17 protein-coding genes and 1 tRNA gene are annotated in these 18,318 nt (G+C 67.2%); 4 read left to right on the top strand and 14 right to left on the bottom strand.

Features of this window, described 5'->3' with window-relative positions:
- Nucleotides 1-54: 54 nt before the first annotated feature.
- The 5 genes from AC1PPL_RS15690 to AC1PPL_RS15670 all read right to left on the bottom strand — a co-directional run bounded on the left by AC1PPL_RS15690 (nucleotide 55) and on the right by AC1PPL_RS15670 (nucleotide 5,333).
- A complete protein-coding gene (locus AC1PPL_RS15690; protein ID WP_287805478.1) occupies nucleotides 55-1,545 on the bottom strand; it encodes an ABC transporter substrate-binding protein in 1,491 nt (496 codons plus the stop codon).
- 98 nt (nucleotides 1,546-1,643) lie between these two features.
- Nucleotides 1,644-2,501, bottom strand: coding sequence for an ATP-binding cassette domain-containing protein (locus AC1PPL_RS15685; RefSeq protein ID WP_479973671.1), 858 nt, complete (start codon nucleotides 2,499-2,501; stop codon nucleotides 1,644-1,646).
- The gene (locus tag AC1PPL_RS15680) at nucleotides 2,498-3,502 is read right to left on the bottom strand and encodes an ABC transporter ATP-binding protein (RefSeq protein ID WP_374607737.1); all 1,005 of its coding nucleotides are present in this window, start codon (nucleotides 3,500-3,502) and stop codon (nucleotides 2,498-2,500) included. Before AC1PPL_RS15680 ends, AC1PPL_RS15685 begins: the two co-directional genes overlap by 4 nt.
- Nucleotides 3,499-4,374 carry an ABC transporter permease gene (locus AC1PPL_RS15675; protein ID WP_011804334.1) on the bottom strand — a complete coding sequence of 292 codons (876 nt, stop codon included), beginning with the start codon at nucleotides 4,372-4,374 and terminating at the stop codon, nucleotides 3,499-3,501. Before AC1PPL_RS15675 ends, AC1PPL_RS15680 begins: the two co-directional genes overlap by 4 nt.
- Complete coding sequence (locus AC1PPL_RS15670; protein WP_012655792.1) at nucleotides 4,371-5,333, bottom strand: ABC transporter permease; 963 nt, start codon at nucleotides 5,331-5,333, stop codon at nucleotides 4,371-4,373. The genes AC1PPL_RS15675 and AC1PPL_RS15670 overlap by 4 nt, the downstream gene beginning before the upstream one ends.
- Nucleotides 5,334-5,508: 175 nt before the next feature.
- Here AC1PPL_RS15670 and AC1PPL_RS15665 point away from each other — a divergent pair, with 175 nt between their 5' ends.
- Nucleotides 5,509-5,766: a YfhL family 4Fe-4S dicluster ferredoxin gene (locus tag AC1PPL_RS15665; protein WP_012655793.1), complete on the top strand. Its 258-nt coding sequence runs from the start codon at nucleotides 5,509-5,511 to the stop codon at nucleotides 5,764-5,766.
- 63 nt (nucleotides 5,767-5,829) lie between these two features.
- Here AC1PPL_RS15665 and pth read toward each other — a convergent pair whose 3' ends face one another.
- The 7 genes from pth to AC1PPL_RS15630 form a co-directional block, all read right to left on the bottom strand.
- The gene (pth, locus tag AC1PPL_RS15660) at nucleotides 5,830-6,465 is read right to left on the bottom strand and encodes an aminoacyl-tRNA hydrolase (protein WP_123675080.1); all 636 of its coding nucleotides are present in this window, start codon (nucleotides 6,463-6,465) and stop codon (nucleotides 5,830-5,832) included.
- A 134-nt stretch (nucleotides 6,466-6,599) separates the two neighbouring features.
- Nucleotides 6,600-7,226, bottom strand: coding sequence for a 50S ribosomal protein L25/general stress protein Ctc (locus tag AC1PPL_RS15655; protein WP_011804338.1), 627 nt, complete (start codon nucleotides 7,224-7,226; stop codon nucleotides 6,600-6,602).
- Nucleotides 7,227-7,379: 153 nt separating this feature from the next.
- Nucleotides 7,380-8,345 carry a ribose-phosphate pyrophosphokinase gene (locus AC1PPL_RS15650; RefSeq protein ID WP_011804339.1) on the bottom strand — a complete coding sequence of 322 codons (966 nt, stop codon included), beginning with the start codon at nucleotides 8,343-8,345 and terminating at the stop codon, nucleotides 7,380-7,382.
- Between the two features lie 47 nt (nucleotides 8,346-8,392).
- Nucleotides 8,393-8,469 (bottom strand) — tRNA-Gln (locus tag AC1PPL_RS15645).
- 41 nt (nucleotides 8,470-8,510) lie between these two features.
- Nucleotides 8,511-9,362: a 4-(cytidine 5'-diphospho)-2-C-methyl-D-erythritol kinase gene (gene ispE / locus AC1PPL_RS15640; RefSeq protein WP_088887505.1), complete on the bottom strand. Its 852-nt coding sequence runs from the start codon at nucleotides 9,360-9,362 to the stop codon at nucleotides 8,511-8,513.
- Between the two features lie 9 nt (nucleotides 9,363-9,371).
- The gene (locus tag AC1PPL_RS15635; RefSeq protein WP_479973670.1) at nucleotides 9,372-9,887 is read right to left on the bottom strand and encodes a lipoprotein insertase outer membrane protein LolB; all 516 of its coding nucleotides are present in this window, start codon (nucleotides 9,885-9,887) and stop codon (nucleotides 9,372-9,374) included.
- On the bottom strand, nucleotides 9,884-11,683 hold the full coding sequence (locus AC1PPL_RS15630) for a tetratricopeptide repeat protein (protein ID WP_479973669.1): 1,800 nt from the start codon (nucleotides 11,681-11,683) through the stop codon (nucleotides 9,884-9,886). Before AC1PPL_RS15630 ends, AC1PPL_RS15635 begins: the two co-directional genes overlap by 4 nt.
- A gap of 29 nt (nucleotides 11,684-11,712) precedes the next feature.
- On the opposite strand from AC1PPL_RS15630, the gene mutM reads away from it, so the two are divergent.
- The 3 genes from mutM (at nucleotide 11,713) to mutY (ending at nucleotide 15,674) form a co-directional block, all read left to right on the top strand.
- Nucleotides 11,713-12,528 (top strand): bifunctional DNA-formamidopyrimidine glycosylase/DNA-(apurinic or apyrimidinic site) lyase, encoded by an 816-nt coding sequence (mutM, locus tag AC1PPL_RS15625; RefSeq protein WP_479973668.1) that lies wholly within the window; start codon nucleotides 11,713-11,715, stop codon nucleotides 12,526-12,528.
- A 93-nt stretch (nucleotides 12,529-12,621) separates the two neighbouring features.
- A complete protein-coding gene (locus AC1PPL_RS15620) occupies nucleotides 12,622-14,604 on the top strand; it encodes a dynamin family protein (RefSeq protein WP_012655799.1) in 1,983 nt (660 codons plus the stop codon).
- Nucleotides 14,601-15,674 carry an A/G-specific adenine glycosylase gene (mutY, locus tag AC1PPL_RS15615; RefSeq protein WP_479973667.1) on the top strand — a complete coding sequence of 358 codons (1,074 nt, stop codon included), beginning with the start codon at nucleotides 14,601-14,603 and terminating at the stop codon, nucleotides 15,672-15,674. Before AC1PPL_RS15620 ends, mutY begins: the two co-directional genes overlap by 4 nt.
- 110 nt (nucleotides 15,675-15,784) lie before the next feature.
- Here the strand turns inward: mutY and rapZ are convergent, their stop codons facing one another.
- Together rapZ and recN are read right to left on the bottom strand one after the other, a co-directional pair.
- A complete protein-coding gene (gene rapZ / locus AC1PPL_RS15610; RefSeq protein ID WP_123675086.1) occupies nucleotides 15,785-16,648 on the bottom strand; it encodes an RNase adapter RapZ in 864 nt (287 codons plus the stop codon).
- Between the two features lie 3 nt (nucleotides 16,649-16,651).
- Nucleotides 16,652-18,316 carry a DNA repair protein RecN gene (recN, locus tag AC1PPL_RS15605; RefSeq protein WP_313145149.1) on the bottom strand — a complete coding sequence of 555 codons (1,665 nt, stop codon included), beginning with the start codon at nucleotides 18,314-18,316 and terminating at the stop codon, nucleotides 16,652-16,654.
- Between the last annotated feature and the right edge of the window lie 2 nt (nucleotides 18,317-18,318).

Below are 18,318 nucleotides of genomic sequence, written 5' to 3'. Positions count from 1 at the left end.
ACCCGGGCGGAAGTGGCCGTGCCGAGGGGGCTGGCGCTACCACGCGCCAGCTCCTTATGCCCAGTGCAATGCCGCCAGGTCGTTGACGAACACCGGCATGTCCTTCCACAGACCGCGCAATTGCTTGTGGGCCACGGTGACCCATTGCGGCTGGTACAGGAAGGCGTGCACCGCGTCCTCGGCCAGCAGGCGCTGCGCGTCGCCCAGCAGGCGGGCGCGGTCGGCGGGGCGCGCGGCGTTCTGGATCTTCTCGTATAGCGCGTCGAACTGTTCGGAGTGGTAGCCCCAGTAGTAGTCCGGCTTGGCGAAATTGCCCAGGTCGAAAGGCTCCACGTGCGAGATCAGCGTCAGGTCGTAGTTCTTGTTGCCGTAGGTGCCGCTGAGCCATTGGGCCCACTCCACGTTCTGCAGCTTGGCAACGATGCCCACCTTGGCGAGCTGTGAGGCAATGAGCTCGCCGCCCTGGCGTGCGTAGGGCGCCGGCGGCAGCGTCATGGTGAGGGTGAGGGGTGTCTTCACGCCGGCCTCGGCCAGCAGGCGCTTGGCCTTCTCCACGTCATGCGGATTGATGCCCGTGGTGTCCACATAGCCGAAGGCGCCGGGCACGTAGTGGCTGCCGATAGGCACGCCCAGGCCGTCGGCCGCGCCCTGGATGATGGCCTTGCGGTCGATCGCTGCGGCGATGGCGCGGCGCACGCGCACGTCGTTCAAGGGCTTGCGCGCGTTGTTGATCGCGAGGATGGTCTTGGCGCGCGAGCCGCTCACCACCACCTGAAAGCGCGGGTTGTTCTTGAACTGCGCCATGCTGCGCGGCGTGACGCGCGGGAAGGCGTCCACGTCGCCCGCCAGCAGCGCGGCCACCTGCGCCGCCGCATCGGGAATGAAGCGGAACGTGGCGCGGCGGATGCGGATGCTGGACGGCTGGCGCCACCCCGGCCATGCGGCCAGCGTGATGGAGGCGCCGCGGCTCCAGCCGGCGAGCTTGTAGGGCCCCGTGCCCACAGGCTTGGTGGCGTTGGTGGCGGCGCTCTTGGGTTCCACGATGATGGCCGTGGCCTGGCCCAGCACGAACAGCAGGTCGGGGTCGATGTCCTTGTTGAGCACCACCACGGTGTACTCGTCCACCGCCTGCGTGCTCAGGTTGGCAAAGCTGCGCTTGTCCTTGTTGGTGCTCTTGTCGCCGCCCGCGCGGTCGAAGGAGAACTTCACGGCCGCGGCATTGAGCGGCTCGCCGTTGTGAAAGGTGACGCCCTTGCGCAGGCGGAAGGTGTAGGTCTTGAGGTCGGGCGAGACCTCCCAGCTCTCGGCCAGCAGCGGCGAGACGCTGCCGTCCGGGTTGATCTTGGTGAGCGTCTCGTAAATGTTGTAGAGCGTGACCTCGGCAATCGAGGACGCCGCGCCGGCCGTGGGGTCCAGCCCCGGCGGCTCCAGGGCCAGGGCCAGGGTCACGGCGTCCTTCTTGCCCTGCGCCAGCGCGTGCAGCGGCGTGGCCAGCGCGGCGGTGGCCAGGGCGCCGGAGGCGAGGGCGGTGCGGCGGGTGAACATGGGCGGGATCTCCTTGGACGGGTGGAATGCGTGCGGCGGGCTGTGCGCTGCTTTTTACTACAGGGCGCGGCCGGGCGTGGCGCGCTGGCGCCGTGCGGCTAGAGCGCGATGCGCGGTACCGCGGCCACCAGCGCCTGCGTGTAGGGGTGTTGCGGCGTGCTGAACAGCGTGTGCGGCGCGCCGCGCTCCACCACGCGCCCCTCGTGCAGCACCAGCACCTCGTCGCACAGGTGCTGCACCACGGCCAGGTCGTGGCTGATGAGCAGGTAGGTGACGCCCACACGCTCCTGCAGATCCTGCAGCAGGTTCAGCACCTGGGCCTGCACGGACACGTCCAGCGCGCTCACGGGCTCGTCGGCCACGATGAGGCGCGGCCGCGTGATGAGCGCGCGCGCGATGGCGATGCGCTGGCGCTGGCCGCCCGAGAATTCGTGCGGGTACTTGTGCGCATCGCCCGCGCGCAGGCCCACCTGCTGCAGCACGGCGGCGGCCTGCTCGCGCAGTTCGGCGCGTGTGGCGCTTCCCAGGGCCTGCAGCGGCTCGGTGACGATGCGCTCCACCGTCTGGCGCGGGTCCAGCGAGCCATAGGGGTCCTGGAACACCATCTGGAAGTCGCGCCGTGCGGCGCGCAGCGCGTGCGCGGGCAACCGGTGCAGGTCGCGCCCCAGCAGGTGCACGCTGCCGGCGCTGGGCGTGTCCAGCGCCATCACCAGGCGCGCCAGCGTGGACTTGCCCGAGCCCGATTCACCCACCACGCCCAGGCTGCGGCCGGTGGTGATGTCCAGGTCCACACCCCGCAGCGCCTGCACCTGCGCGCGCGGTCCCCACGGCCGTGTGCGGGGCAGCGGATAGTCCCGCTGCAGGCCGCGTACGCGCAAAAGGGGTGCATTCGGGTCGAAATGGTCTGTAGCGCTTATAGGGAAAGCGCTGGCAGCTATTGAATTGATAGTGTTCACGCGCTCTCCCCCAGCCGTATGCAGCGCGCCATGTGGCCCGGGCCCAGCGCCGTGGCGGGCGGCAGGGCGGCGTGGCAGTCGGGCACGGTGAGCGGGCAGCGCCCAGCGAACGGGCAACCCGGCGGCAGATCGGCCAGGTCGGGCACGGTGCCAGCGATCGTGGGCAGGCGTGCACCGGGCACGCGTGCGGAGCCCCACTGCGGGCGTGCGGCGAACAGGCCGCGGGTGTAGGGATGGGCCTGCGTGCGGAAGACTTCGCGCGTGGGGCCGGCCTCGACCACCGTGCCGCCATACATCACCAGCGTGCGCTGCACGTTCTGCGCGATCACGCCCAGGTCGTGCGAGATGAGGATCAGCGCCATGCCGCGCTCGGCCACCAGACCCTGGATCAACTCCAGGATCTGGCGTTGCAGCGTCACGTCCAGCGCCGTGGTGGGCTCGTCGGCAATCAGGAGCTGCGGCCCGCAGGCCAGCGCCATGGCGATGGTGATGCGCTGGCGCTGCCCGCCCGAGAACTGGTGCGGGTAGGCGTCCAGCCGCTGCGCGGCCTGCGCGATGCCCACACGTTCCAGCAACGCAACGGCCTCGGCGCGCGCCTGCCGGGCGGACAGGCCGCGGTGCAGGCGCAGCGGCTCGGCCACCTGCCGCCCGATGGTGTGTACGGGGTTGAGCGCGGTCATGGGTTCCTGGAACACCATGCCGATGCGGTCGCCGCGCAGCCGGCACCACTGGGGCTCGGTCATCGGCAGCAGTTCCTGCCCGTCCAGGCGGATGCGGCCCTGCACGCGCGCGCCTTCAGGCAGCAGGCCCATGAGTGCGAGCGCGGTAAGGGACTTGCCGCAGCCCGATTCGCCGATCAGCCCCAGCGTGGCGCCGGGCTGCAGGGCGAAGTCCACGTCATGCACGGCGCGCACCGGGCCGCGCGGCGTGCGCAGCGTGATGGCCAGTTGCTGCACGTCCAGCAATGGCGCAGGGGAGGGAGGTGCGTGCGCTGGTGTCATCGCTGGCGGGACAGTCGGGGGTCCAGCAGGTCGCGCAGCCCGTCGCCCAGCAGGTTCAGGCCCAGCACCGCCAGCGCAATCGCCACGCCCGGCCACACGGCCAGCAGCGGCGCCTGGAACATGAGGGTCTGGGCCTCGGCCAGCATGCGTCCCCACGACGGTTGCGGGGGCTGCGTGCCCAGGCCCAGGTACGAAAGCGCGGCCTCGGCGAGGATCGCCAGCGCGAACTGGATCGTGGCCTGCACGATGAGCACGGAAGCGATGTTGGGCAGCACATGCTCGAAGGTGATACGCCATGGGCCCTTGCCGCAGGCGCGCGCCGCCAGGATGTATTCACGCGCCCACACCGCCTTGGCCGATGCGCGCGTGACACGGGCAAAAGTCGGTATGTAGAAGATGCCGATGGCGATGATGGCGTTCACCATGCCGGGGCCGAAAACGGCCGTGAGCATGATGGCCAGCAGCAGCGCGGGGAACGCGAAGGTGAAGTCCGCCAGGCGCATGACGGCTTCCTCCACCCAGCCGCCGCGCGCCGCTGCCAGCAGCCCCAGCGCGGCGCCCAGCGCCAGGCCGATGCCCACGGCAATCACGCCCACCGCGATGGACGCGCGCGCGCCCACGAGCAGCTGCGAGGCCACGTCGCGCCCGTAGGCGTCGGTGCCCAGCCAGTGCTGCGCGCCGGGGGGCTGCAGGGCGGCATCCATCGCCATCTCATAAGGCGGCCATGGCGTCCAGACGAAGGAGAGCAGGGCGGAGAGCACCAGCGCCAGCGTGAGCACGGCACCGATCGCGCAGCTGGGGTGGCGCAGCGCACGGCGCCAGAACGCCGGCGTGTGGGGGCTGGGCGCGGGGAAGGTCGGCAGCGCGCTCATAGACCGCGGGCCTTTACGCGCGGGTCGATGGCCGCGTACAGCAGGTCCACCACGAAGTTCACCACCACCACCATGGCCGCCAGCAGCATCACGCAGTTGCGCACCACCACCAGGTCGCGGTTGGCGATGGACTGGAAGATCAGCCGGCCCAGCCCGGGCAGGTAGAACACGTTCTCCACCACGATGGTGCCGGCCAGCAGGTTGGCGAACTGCAGGCCCATCACCGTCACCACGGGGATCATGGCGTTGCGCAGCACATGGCCCCACAGCGCCGCGCGTTGCGAGAGCCCCTTGGCGCGCGCCGTGCGCACGAAGTCCTCGCGCAGCACGTCCAGCACGGCGGAGCGCGTGATGCGCGCCAGGATGGCGGCCTGCACCACGGCCAGGGCCACGGCGGGCAGCAGCAGGGCCTGCAGCGCGGGCAGCACGCCGCCGCCGGCTTCGGCGCTCCAGCCGGGAAAGCCCCCGGCCGAGAACCATTGCAGCTGTACCGAAAACAGCAGGATCAGCAGGATGGCAAACCAGAAGTTGGGAATGGCAATGCCCAGTTGCGCCAGCCCCATCACTCCCCAGTCGCCCAGGCGGTTGTGGCGCGATGCCGCATACACGCCAGCGGCCAGCGCCAGCGCGGTGGTCAGCAGCATGGCCAGCAGGGCCAGCGGAATGGTCAGCGCCAGGCGCTCGCCGATCAGGTCGGCCACGGGCGCGCTGTAGGCATGGCTGTCCCCTAACTGGCCCGTGAGCAGTCCACCCAGCCACTGCCCATAACGCACGAGCGCGGGTTGGTCCAGGCCCAGCCGGGCGGCGAGCTCGGCCACGGCCTCGGGTGCGGCGTCAGGCCCCAGCAGCACTTCGGCCGCGTTGCCCGGCAGGACCTCCAGCACCACGAACACCACGGCCGACGCGCCCAGCAGCGTGGCGATCAAAGTGGCGAGGCGTTGGAGGAAGAACAGGGCCATGGGAGTGAAGGCCGCGGCGCGCGGCCGGGGCGGTGGTGGACCGAGCATAGGACAAAAACCGCGGGCGCATGGCGGCCATCCCCACGGGGGCACAGGGGTGGGCGGATAATTGCAGGATGCTGTTCACCGCCCGCCTGTCACCGCATTGCGCCATGTGCCGCAAGGGAGTTGCGCCATGGCGTTGATGATCACGGACGAGTGCATCAACTGCGACGTGTGCGAGCCCGAATGCCCCAACGAGGCCATCTTCCTGGGCCAGGAGCATTACGAGATCGAGCCCTCCAAGTGCACCGAATGCGTGGGCCATTTCGATGAGCCCCAGTGCGTGGCCATCTGTCCCGTGGCCTGCATTCCGGTCAACCCGGCTCACCAGGAAAGCCGCGAGACGCTGTGGCAGAAGTTCCAGCGCCTGAAGCCACCGAAAGTGGCTTGAACTTGGAGGCTTTTGGGCCGCTAGCGCTTATCTGGTAAGCGCTACCAGCTATCAAAACAATAGTTAATCTGGGCCCGCTTGTGGTGCGGCCTGCGCCTGGGCGGGGCGTGTGGCCTTGGGGCGCGGCGGCTTGGTGGTGTGCACGAGGAGCGTGGCCTTGTCCATGTCGCCGGCCAGCAGGGCAGGGTAGGCCTTGAGCGAATGAAGGATGCTGTCCTCGATCAGCGTGCGCTGGTCGGGCGCGGGCTTCTTGAGCACCCAGTTCACCACCTCCGCTTTCACGCCGGGGTGGCCGATGCCGATGCGCAGCCGCCAGTAGTCGCTGGTGCCCAGTTGCGCGTGGATGTCACGCAGCCCGTTGTGGCCTGCGTGGCTGCCGCCGCGCTTGAGCTTGGCCTGTCCGGGCGGAATGTCCAATTCGTCGTGTGCGACGAGGATTTCCTCCGGCGGAATCTTGAAGAAGCGCGCAAGGGCCGCCACCGACTTGCCTGAGAGGTTCATGAAGGTCTGCGGCTGCAGCAGCCAGACGCTGTGGCCGGCAACGCTGGCGCGCGCGACCAGGCCGTGGTAGCTGCGCTCGGGGACCAGGGTGACCTTGAGTTCGCGCGCCAGCGCGTCGATCCACCAGAACCCCGCGTTGTGGCGTGTGGCCTCGTACTCCGGGCCGGGGTTGCCCAGGCCCACAAACAGTTTGATCATGTTGCGATTATCCGGCGCGCCTGAAGCGGCGCGACGTGCGCCTGCAGGGGGCCACAAAACGCCAACGGCCCACGCGAGGTGGGCCGTTGAGAGGCAAGAGGCCGCCCCTGAGGGCGACGGCCCGGCAGAAGTGCTTACTTCTTGCCCTTCTTGGCGGGTGCGGCTGCGGGTGCTGCGGCTGCGGTCGCGTCGGCCACCACTTCGGGCAGCTTGATCGACACCAGGGCGGGGTTCTTGTTGGAACCACGCACCACGGCCTTCACGCCGTGGGGCAGCTTCACGGACTGCAGGCCCATGGTGGACTTGGAGGTCAGGCCGCTCAGGTCCACCTTGATGAACTCGGGCAGTTGCGCGGGCATGCACATCACGTCCAGTTCATGGATCAGCGGGGTCACCGTGCAACCTTCCACCTTCACGGCCTGCGAGCCTTCGACGCCTTCGAAGTGCAGCGGCACCTTCAGGTGCACGCGGGTCTTCTCGTCCACGCGTTGGAAGTCCACGTGCAGCACTTGCTGCTTGAAGGGGTGGTACTGCACGTCACGCAGCAGCACCTTGGTGACTTGGCCGTTCAGCTCCATGTCCAGGATGCTGGAGTGGAACGCTTCCTTCTTGAGGGCGTGCCACAGGGCGTTGTGATCGATCTCGATCAGCTGGGGCTCGGCGGAGCCACCATAGACGATGCCGGGGGCCTTGCCCGAAATGCGCAGACGGCGGCTCGCACCCGTACCTTGCTTGGCGCGCTCAAAAGCGACGAATTGCATGTTTGAACTCCTGAAGGGGCCGGCCGCGACCAGCCTGGCCCTGTTGATAAAGACCGCACGCCACCATGGCATGGGCCCGTGCTGTCTCCGAACAAGCAAGCCTCCCGAAGGAGGCTTGGGGCTGTGACACCTCCGCCAGCGGCGGAGCGATCATCAAGCCTGGTCGGAGAACAGGCTCATCACCGACTCACCCTTGGCAATGCGCTGGATCGTTTCGGCGATCAGCGGCGCCACGGAGAGCTGGCGAATCTTGGAACACCCCTTGGCGGCATCGCTCAGGGGGATCGTGTTGGTCACCACCACTTCATCGAGGGCCGTGCCTTGCGCGATGCGCTCGATGGCCGGGCCCGAGAAAATGGGATGCGTGCAATAGGCGTAAACGTTCTTGGCGCCGCGTTCCTTGAGCACTTCGGCGGCCTTCACCAGCGTGCCGGCGGTGTCGATCATGTCGTCCATGATCACGCAGTTGCGGCCTTCGATGTCGCCGATCACGTGCATGACTTCCGACACGTTCGCCTTGGGGCGGCGCTTGTCGATGATGGCCAGATCGGTGCCGAGCTGCTTGGCCAGGGCGCGTGCACGCACCACGCCGCCCACGTCCGGGCTCACCACGATCAGGTTCTCGTACTTCTTCTGGTTCAGGTCACCCAGCAGCACCGGCGACGCGTAGATGTTGTCCACCGGAATGTCGAAAAAACCTTGGATCTGGTCGGCATGCAGGTCCATGGTCAGCACGCGGGCGACGCCCACTGCCTGCAGCATGTTAGCCACCACCTTGGCGGAGATCGGAACGCGTGTGGAACGCGGACGGCGGTCCTGGCGAGCGTAACCAAAGTAGGGAATCACGGCGCTGATGCGTTCGGCCGAGGCGCGCTTGAGCGCGTCGACCATGATCAGCAGTTCCATCAGGTTCTCGTTCGTCGGCGCGCAGGTCGACTGCACCACGAATACATCGCGAGCGCGGACGTTTTGCTTGATTTCGACGGTGACTTCGCCGTCGGAGAACCGGCCCACATCAATGGCGCCGAGAGTGGTGCCAAGATTTTGAGCGATCTCGGCAGCCAATCCAGGGTTGGCATTGCCCGTGAAAACCACGAAGTCGGGGGGATTGGTTTGCATGAGCGACTCAGCCGTCTGAATTTAAATCCCGTGTGGGAAATAATCTTTGGCAGGGGAGGAAGGACTCGAACCCTCGCATGCCGGAATCAAAATCCGGTGCCTTAACCAACTTGGCGACTCCCCTACGCAGGTCAGCTGTCTTGCGTCAGCTCACCCAGTATCTTTTCATCCAAAAACCCAATCCGCTAGCGGATGAGACTTTAGATTTTCACACACTTTGACATGCCATGCAGCGGGTGCATCGTGCAGATCGACAGCGTGTGTGATTTGTGCAAACACCGCACTTCCAGAGCCTGTCATGCGTCCTTGCAACCCTTTTGATTCAAGCCAATTGATGGCTTGCGTGATCTCAGGGCACAAGGCCTGTGCGACTGGCTGCAGGTCATTACTTCCAAATTGGTAGTGTGTTGCAGCAAAGCCTGAAATTGTAGCACAACTCGAATCACGTTTAAGGGAGGGATGCGAAAAAATCATTCTCGTATCCAGCCCCGCTTCGGGCTTGACCACCGCGAAAGCCGCAGGCGGAAGTTGGTGCTCCAACTCAAGAGGGCGAATTATGTCACCAATTCCCTCCACCCAGGCGCTTGCGCCGCACAAAAAAAACGGAACATCGGCGCCCAGCGTCAGGGCGATCGAGTGCAACTGCTGCCGAGACAGTTTCAACTTCCACAAGCGGTTGAGCGCCAGCAGTGTGCTGGCCGCGTCCGAAGATCCGCCACCCAAGCCGGCTTGTGCGGGGATGTGTTTAGAGACGCCGATATGTACCCCTTGCGGGCAACCGGTGGCCTTTTGCAGCGCACGTGCGGCGCGCACGACCAGATCGTCCGCAGGTAGGGCGCTGGTAAGGTCTTCACGTGTGACGGCCCCATTGCCGCGCACCTCGAAATGCAGAACATCGCACCAATCGATCAACATGAAGACCGACTGGAGCAGGTGATAGCCATCGGGCCTGCGACCCGTGACATGCAGAAACAGGTTCAGTTTGGCCGGCGCCGGCACGTCGTACAGGGCTTGCATGGAAAGCGGTCAGAGGCTCAAGACAATGCGCAGCGTAGTGCGAGGCAGCGGCTGCTCGCGCGTGGCCGACAAGCGCCCCTGCTGCAGGGCATCGAGGTTGGTGCGCCAGCCGGCGACCTGGAGGGCTTCGCCCTTCAGCCAGCTGAAAAGCGCGTAAATGGGTAGGTCGCTGCCGGTCAGGTCATGTACCAGGGTCTGCAGCGAGGCAGCCTCCCTGCGTTCCTGCCCCTGGATCAGCACGGCGCGATGCGGAGTCCATTCCACACGCGCGATGGTGTTGCCCAGCGGGTTGATCAGAGTGAACTCTCCCGCAGAGGGGTGGCCCTTCAATTCAAAAGCGGCACTGAAGGATTGGCCTGCATCGTCTTCCACCTGAACGGCCAGCCGGCCCGACCAGTGGTCCGGGCTGGCATCCGCAGGGCGTGGCGGCTGCGCGCAGGCGACCAGGGTTGCAGCTGCGACGATCCCGAGCACCAGCCGGCCGCGCAGAGGGCGGTGGTCAGCCGCCAGTTGCGGTTGGCTCACAGACGCACTCCCAGCCGGTCGAGCGTGCCCTTGAGTGTGTCGTTGTCTTTGTTGATACGCAGGCCCTCGCGCCAAATGTCACGCGCGCGATCATGTTCTCCCAGAGACCACAGAACTTCGCCGATGTGGGCCGCTATCTCTGCGTCCGGTTGTGTTTCGTAGGCGCGTTTCAGGATGGTCAGCGCTTCCTGGCGGTTGCCCAGGCGGAATTCCACCCAGCCCAGACTGTCGGTGATGAACGGATCGTTCGGTGCAAACTCAAGCGCTTTGACGATGAGCGCCTTGGCTTCCTCCAGACGCACGCCCCGCTCTGCGAGGGAAAAACCCAGGGCATTGAGTGCGTGGTGGTAGTCGGGTTGGCGGGCGATGATGGCGCGCAAGAGGCGTTCCATGTCGTCGAGGCGGCCCGCCTTTTCCGCCAGCATGGCTTGGTCGTAGGCGAGGTCGTTGTCCGCGGGCGCCAGCGCTACGGCCTTGCCGAGGACCGTGTAGGCCTGTGCATATTGTTTTGCTTCGCGCAGCAACTGGGCTTCGGCCTGCAACTTGAGGCGTTCCTGATCCGGGGTGCTTGCGGGCACGGCGCGGATCAATGCGCGCGCCTCTTCCAATTTGCCCTGGCGTGCGAGCAGTGCAGCGCGGCGGCTTTGAGCCGTGAGCAGTTCGGCGGCATCTTCAATGCGCGAAAGCCAACCTTCGGCCCCGGCGTAGTCGCCACGCTTCTCCGCTACTTGTGCGTGCATCAGATATGCCTGGGTGAGCGCGCGCTTGCGTTGGGGCGTGGCGGGCAGGTCTTCGAGCAAGCCGGTAAAACGCCGCAGTGCTTCCTCCGCCTGCTCCAGCCGTCCGCCTTGCAGGTGTAGCGACGCCTGCAACAACCAGGCTTCGGGCATGTCGGCCTGTTCGCGATTGACTGCATCCAGTTGGAACTGTGCGTCGGCCAGGCGCTGAGACTCCAGCAGCAGGCGTGCGTAGGCCATGCGGACTTCGGGCAGGGGCTTGCCGGCCAGGTAACCCGCGAGCAGCGGCTCCGCCTGCGTGACGCCCTCTGCGAGCAACTCGAGCGCCAGCATGGCGGCGCCATCGTCGGCGGGGTCTTGTGCATGGGCCTGGCTCGCCGCCTCCAGGGCGCCCGCCTTGTCGCTGGCTGCCAGGTCCATGCGCCCCACGGTGGTCCATGCAATGGGGCCGATGGCCGGGTGGTTCAGTTCTGCCTGCAGGGCCTGGCGCACCACCTGCGCCGCCAGTGCCTTGTCGCTAGCACGGCCATAGAGCTGAGGCAGCGCGCGGATGATGGATATCTTGTCGCGCGTCGGCGCGGTGCTCAGTTCCTGCTTCAAGGGTTCGGCGCTATCGCCGATGCGATTGAGGGAGACCAGGATGCGCAGCATGTAGCGATTGGCATCGCGCGACTGCGGCAGGGCCTCCTTCCACGCACGCGCGGCCATCAAGGCGTATTCGCCCGAGCGCGACTGCAGGGCGATCTCGGTGGCGCGGCGGTACAACTGTGGGTCGCCGCTGCGGCGTGCAGCGTCCAGCATCAGGGCATAACCGGTGCCGGGGTCGCCCCGGCTGGTGGTCATCTCGCCCAGCAGCAATTCGTAGAACAGCTCGGCATTCAAGGCGGCTGCATCGTCGCTGGCAGCCGCATCGGTATCTTCCAGCTCGGCTGGGGGGGCGGGGACGGTGGACTGGGCAGGCGTCTGGGCCATGGCCGGCAGCATGCTCGCCGCAGCCCAACATGCCAGTGCGACGGCCCTGAAACGAAGAGATTGCACCATCGGCCCATAATAATCCATGGCTCTTGAACTTCTTGACGAGTATTGCGATGCCTGAGCTGCCGGAGGTGGAAGTCACGCGGCGCAGCTTCGCTGGCGCGATCGAGGGCGCAACTGTCCGCGGCATTGCGGTGGGCAAGCCCTTGCGCTGGCCGCTGGGCACGGAGCCCGCAGTATTGGTCGGACGGCGGGTGTGCGGTGTGCGCCGGCGCGGCAAATACCTGTTGCTGGATCTGGATGAAGGGCTGCTGCTCATTCACCTGGGCATGTCGGGCAGCTTGCGCTTTGCACGCGACCTGCCCGTGCGCGGCGCCCACGATCATTTCGAACTGATAACGGACCAGGGCACGCTGCGGCTGCACGACCCGCGGCGCTTCGGCGCCGTGGTCTGGGCGGCGGGTGAGTCCGATCCCCGTGCACGCAAGCTGCTCGATGGGTGGGGATTGGAGCCGCTGGGCGAGGACTTCGCTTTCGAGTCCTTCCACGCGGGGCTGCGAGCCAAACGCACGCCCATCAAGCAACTGCTGCTCGCTGGCACGGTGGTCGTGGGCGTGGGCAATATCTATGCCTGCGAAGTGCTGTTCCTCGCGGGCATCCGGCCAACCATCCGCGCTTGCGCGATCGGACCCCAGCGAGCCCGGCGCCTGCACGGCGCAATCCGCGAGGTGCTGGCGCGCGCGGTGGAGCGGGGCGGCAGCACGCTGCGTGATTTCTCCAGCGCCGACGGCAGCGCCGGGCATTTCCAATTGGAGGCCAATGTCTATGGCCGCGCGGGCCTGCCGTGTCGCCAGTGCGGTACGCCCGTGCGTCTGTTGCGCCAGGGGCAGCGCAGCACCTATTTCTGTCCGCACTGCCAGCGCGCCTGACCGGGCTGCGTGGCGGCGGACCGGCGCAATGGCGATGCTATATTGCGCCATCTCCCGCCCACGCGGGCGCTTGCATTGATATCCGGGAGCAAAGTGGGACCTTCATTCAACGAACAGTTTGACCAGCACGGCGCATGGAGGCGTGCTTTCGCCCAGCAACTCAAGCGCCTGGGGCAATGGATGGGTTCGCACGACCTCATGGACGCGGCTGTGGAGGAGCGTCTGCAGCGGCTGGAAGAGCAGGTGCGCAGCGACAAGGTGACTGTCGCTTTTGTGGCGGAGTTTTCGCGCGGCAAGTCCGAGCTCATCAATGCGATCTTCTTCGCCGGCTATGGCCGGCGCATCATGCCGGCCAGTGCGGGGCGCACCACTATGTGTCCGACCGAGTTGGGCTATGAAAACGGCACCGCCCCCAGCCTGCGCCTGCTGCCTATCGACACGCGCATGCAGTCCCTGGGGCTGGCCGAGTGGCGCCTGAAGGCAGACCGCTGGGTGAAGGTGCCGCTGGACATGGACGACCCGGCCCAACTCGCCCAGGCGCTTGAAAAAGTATCGGAAGTGCGCCGCGTGTCCGTGGATGAGGCGCGTGCGCTGGGTTTCTGGAGCGATGAGGCCGCCGACGAGAACCCCGTGCTGGACGCTGCGGGCATGGTCGAGGTGCCGATGTGGCGGCACGCGGTCATCAACATTCCGCATCCGCTGCTCAAGCAGGGGCTCGTGATTCTGGATACGCCGGGCCTGAACGCCGTGGGCGCGGAGCCCGAGCTCACCATCAACCTCATCCCGCAGGCCCACGCCGTGGTGTTCATCCTGGGCGCGGACACGGGCGTGACGCGCTCGGACCTGACCATCTGGCGCGACCACCTGGGCACGGCTGAAGACGCGACCGATGCGCGGCTGGTGGTACTCAACAAGATCGACACGCTGTGGGACACGCTCAGTTCCCCGTCGCAAGTGCAAGCGCAGCTGGAGCGCCAGCGCCAGACATCGGCCGAACTGCTGGGCGTGCCGCTCAGCCATGTCGTGCCCGTGTCGGCCCAGAAGGGCCTGGTGGCCAAGATCAACTGTGACGACATCCTGCTGGAGTCCAGCGGGCTGCCGCTGCTGGAGGAAGCGCTGGCCGAGGGCATCATGGGCCGGCGCCAGGCCATCCTGCGGGCCACGGTGGCCAGCGGCGTGGCAAGCCTGCAGTCCGAGACGCGGCGGGTGATCAACATCCGCCGGCGCGATCTGGATGATCAGATGCTGGAGTTGCGCAGCCTGCGCGGCAAGAATGCCTCGGTGATCGACGCCATGCGCGGGCGCATCGAGCAGGAGCAGCAGGAGTTTGAAGCCAGCACGGCCAAGATTCAGGCCGTGCGGGCAGTGCACCTGAAGATGCTGCGCGAGGTGTTCCACCAGCTTGGGCCGCGTTCGCTCAAGGCGCAACTGGTGGAGCTCACCGAGGCGCTGCAGCCCAAGGGGCTCAAGCTGGGCGTGCGCAAGGTATATGGCGACACCTTCGCCAAGGTGCGCACCATCATGGAGGCCGCGCAGTCCACGGGCATCGAGATCCAGGCCATGCTGGGCGGCACCTTCCGCCAGCTCAACACGGAGTTCGGCTTCTCGTTGCAAGTACCTGCGGCGCCCCAATTGGGTAACTATGTGCAGGAGATCGTGGCCATCGAGCAGCGGCACCTGCAATACGTGGGCATGGGCAACACGCTGCGCCTGGCGCAGCCGGAGTTCGCGCAGCGCCTGTTGCGGGCCATGGGCCTGCGCCTGCGCACCGTGTTCGAGTCCGCGGCCAACGAGCTGGAGCTGTGGAGCAAGACGGCCACAGCGCAGTTGGACGCGCAGCTGCGTGAGCGCAAGCGCAGCTTCTCGCGGCGCATCGAGGCGGTGAACCGCATCCAGCAGGCCGCCAACGGGCTGGTGGACCGCATCGCCGAGATCGAAGAGGCCGAGCAGCACCTCGCCGAACTGGAGCAGCGGCTGACCGAGCTGACCTCCGACCTCGTGCGGCAGCCGCAAGCGCCTGAGGGCGTGGACATCGACATACCCCTTACCGAACCCCAGCCGCTCGCGGCGTCATGAGCGGTCCGTCCGCAGAGCTGGCGACCCAGGTGGTGCGCTGGCAGGCAGCGCATGGGCGCAACCACCTGCCTTGGCAGAACACGCGCGATGCATACCGCGTGTGGCTGTCGGAGATCATGCTGCAGCAGACCCAGGTGGCCACGGTGCTGGAGTACTACGCGCGCTTTCTGGCGCGCTTTCCCGACGTGCGCCAACTGGCTGCTGCGCCGCAAGACGAGGTACTGGCGCTGTGGAGCGGCCTGGGTTACTACAGCCGCGCGCGCAACCTGCACCGCTGCGCCCAGATCGTCGTGCACCAGCACGGCGGGGAATTCCCCCGCACGGTGGATGAGCTGGCGGCCCTGCCGGGCATCGGCCGCTCCACGGCAGGGGCGATAGCCGCTTTCTGCTTCGGCGCACGGGCGCCGATCCTGGATGCCAACGTGCGGCGCGTGCTCACGCGGGTGCTGGGGTTCGGCGCCGACCTGGCCGAGGCGAAGAACGAGCGCGCGCTATGGCAGCAGGCCGAGGCGCTGCTGCCACGGCAGGACCTGTCCCATGCCATGCCGCGCTACACGCAGGGCCTGATGGACCTGGGTGCCGGCATCTGCCTGCCCCGCAACCCCAATTGCCTGCTGTGCCCCTTGCAAGAGGCCTGCGCGGCGCGCCGCGACGGCAACCCGCAGGACTACCCGGTGCGCACGCGCAAGCTCAAGCGCAGCGCGCAGGCCTGGTGGCTGCTGCTGCGCCAGGATGGTGCGAGCCGGCTGTGGCTGGAGCGGCGTCCGCCCACCGGCATCTGGGCGGGGCTGTACTGTCCGCCGGTCTATGACAGCCGCGCGGCGCTGGACGAGGCGCTGCAGTTGCACGCCAGCTGCGATGCGCGGGATCTGCCGGCCTTCACCCACGTGCTAACGCACCGCGACCTGCACCTGCATCCGGTGCTGGCGCGCGATGCAACGCCGCAGCCGAACGCGCATTGCGCTGAGCAGCAGTCGGGGTGGTTCGCTTCGGCGCAATGGCCGGCGCTGGGGCTGCCCGCGCCCGTGCGCAAGCTGCTCGCCTCCCTTGGGGACGACTGTCAAAAATGAGAGCTGGTAGCGCCCGTAGATAGGCGACTTCCGGTAGAAAACTATTGCAAGTCGTTCAATAGCAAGCGCTAGCAGCTACTAAAACAATAGCTGTCACCTAGCGGTGCATGCTAGATGCCGTCGAGCTCGCGGTGGCGGCGCAGCGTATTCCAGCGGCCCTCGAAGCGCGCCGCCAGCTGCTCCACCAGGTAGACGGAGCGGTGCTGTCCTCCCGTGCAACCGATGGCCACGGTCACGTAGCTGCGGTGGTTGTGGGCCAGCGCGTCCAGCCAGTGGTCCAGGAAGTCGCCAATGTGCGCCAGCATCAGCGCTACTTCGGGCTGCTGACGCAGGTAGTCGATGACCGGCGCGTCCTTGCCCGTGAGGGCGCGCAAGAGCGGCTCGTAGTGGGGATTGGGCAGCATGCGCACGTCGAACACATAGTCGGCATCCATGGAGATGCCGCGCTTGAACGCAAACGACTGGAATACCAGGGTCAGCCGACTCGGCGGCACCGACAGCAGGTCCTTCACATAGCTCAGCAATTGCGCGGACCGCAGGGTGCTGGTGTCGATGACGTGTGCCTGCTCGCGCAGCGGGGCCAGTAGCTCGCGCTCCAACCGCATGGTGTGCAAAAGCGGTCGCGGACCTTCGCGCATCTCGGCCTGGGACAGAGGGTGGCGGCGCCGGGTTTCTGAAAAACGCCGCACCAGCACGTCGTTGGTGGCGTCCAGGAACAGTTGGCGCACCTGCACGCCCTGCTCGCGCAGGCCGGCCAACTGCTGCGGCACCAGGGGCAGGGCGGTGGCGCTGCGCACGTCCATGGCCACGGCAACGCGGTGGCCGTGGTGCGCATGCTCCAGCTCCACGAAGGAGGTCAAAAGTTCCGGCGGCAGGTTGTCCACGCAGTAGTAGCCCGCGTCTTCGAGTGCATGCAGCGCGACGGACTTGCCCGAGCCGGACATACCGGTGATGACGACGACTTCCAGATCCATGGCTCAGGGTGTGGGTTTGGCGGCGCCCTGCAGCATCTCGCGTGCATGCGCCAGGGTGGTAGGGGACAGACGCTCGCCGCCCAGCATGCGCGCAATCTCGGCCACGCGCGCCTCCTCGTTGGCGGCGGCCACGCTGCTGGTGGTGCCCTCGGCGTGCTTGTGTTTGGCCACCACAAGGTGATGGTCCGCGCACGCGGCCACCTGGGGCAGGTGGGTGACGGCCAGTACCTGCCGGGCCGTCCCGAGCTGCTGCATCAGACGGCCCACGGTCTCCGCCACGGCGCCGCCCACGCCCGAGTCCACCTCGTCAAAGATCAGTGTGGGCGCCTCGCCCAGCTCGCTGGTGGTGACCGAGATCGCCAGCGCCATGCGCGACAGCTCGCCTCCCGACGCCACCTTGCCGATGGGCCGCGGCGTCATGCCCGGGTGGCTGCTGACCAGGAACGCCACCTGGTCGATGCCGTGCGGCCCAGGCTCGGCCTTGTCCAGTTGCACCTCGAAGCGCCCGCCCGCCATGCCCAGGCCCTGCATGGCGCGGGTGATGGCCTGCGCCAGTTGCGGCGCAGCCTTGGCGCGCTTTTGCGACAGGGCGCGTGCGGCCTTCTGGTAAGCGGCGCCATGGGTTTGCTCGGCAGCCTGCAATGCGGCCAGGTCAGTGGCGCTGTCCAAACGGTGCAGCGTGTCCTTCCAGTCTTGCAGCAGCGCGGGTAGTTCGGGTGGGGTGCGCTTGTAGCGGCGCGCGAGCTGCATCCACTGCGATACACGGGCGTCCAGCTGCTGCAGCCGATCCGGGTCGGGCTCGGCGTGGCGCAGGTAGCTTTGCAGAGAGTGCGCCACATCGCCCGCCTGGGCGATGCAGGAGGTCAGCACCTCATTCATGGTGCGAAACGACGGGTCCACATGCTCGTAGTCCTGCAGCAGGTGCTGTGCCTGCGCCAGGGCCCGCAGCGCGCCGCCTGCGTCTTCGTCCTCCAGCACACTCAGGGCGGCCTGGGCGTTGTCCAGCAGCGACTGGGCGTTGGATAGTCGCGCATGCTCGGCATTGAGTTCCTCCCATTCGCCATCCCGCGGCGCCAGCTTGTCCACTTCGCCGATCTGCCACTGCAGGCGCTCGCGTTCCTGTTGCAGCGTGTCCTGGGCAGCGCGGGCGTGGGTCAGCGCCTGCTGCGCGTCGCGCCAACTCGTCCACAGCGCGGCCAAGGGTTGCACCTGCGCGCCGGCATAGGCGTCCAGCAGGCCGCGCACGGCGTCGGGCCGCGTCAGGCTCTGCCAGGCGTGCTGCCCATGAATGTCCAGCAGATGCTCGCCCACGGCACGCATCTGCGCTGCCGTGGCGGGGATGCCGTTGATCCAGGCGCGGCTCTTGCCCTGCACATCGACGGTGCGGCGCAGCAGCAGCGTGTCGTCGCGCGGAAAGCCCGCCTCGTCCAGCCAGGCTGCCAGCGCGATGGTGCCACCGTCGAATTCGGCGCAGACGTCGGTGCGCTGCGCGCCTTCGCGGATCACACCGGAGTCGGCACGCGCGCCCAGCACCAGTTGCAACGCGTCGATCAGGATGGACTTGCCGGCTCCGGTTTCACCGGTGAGCACGGTGAAGCCGGCATGCAGGTCCAGTTCGAGCGATCGCACGATCACGAAATCGCTCAGGGCGATCCGCCTCAGGGCCATGG

Source organism: Diaphorobacter sp. B2A2W2 (genome assembly GCF_056730635.1).
The sequence above is the reverse complement of the archived record's forward strand: the minus strand, read 5'-3'. Positions and strand labels throughout refer to the sequence as shown.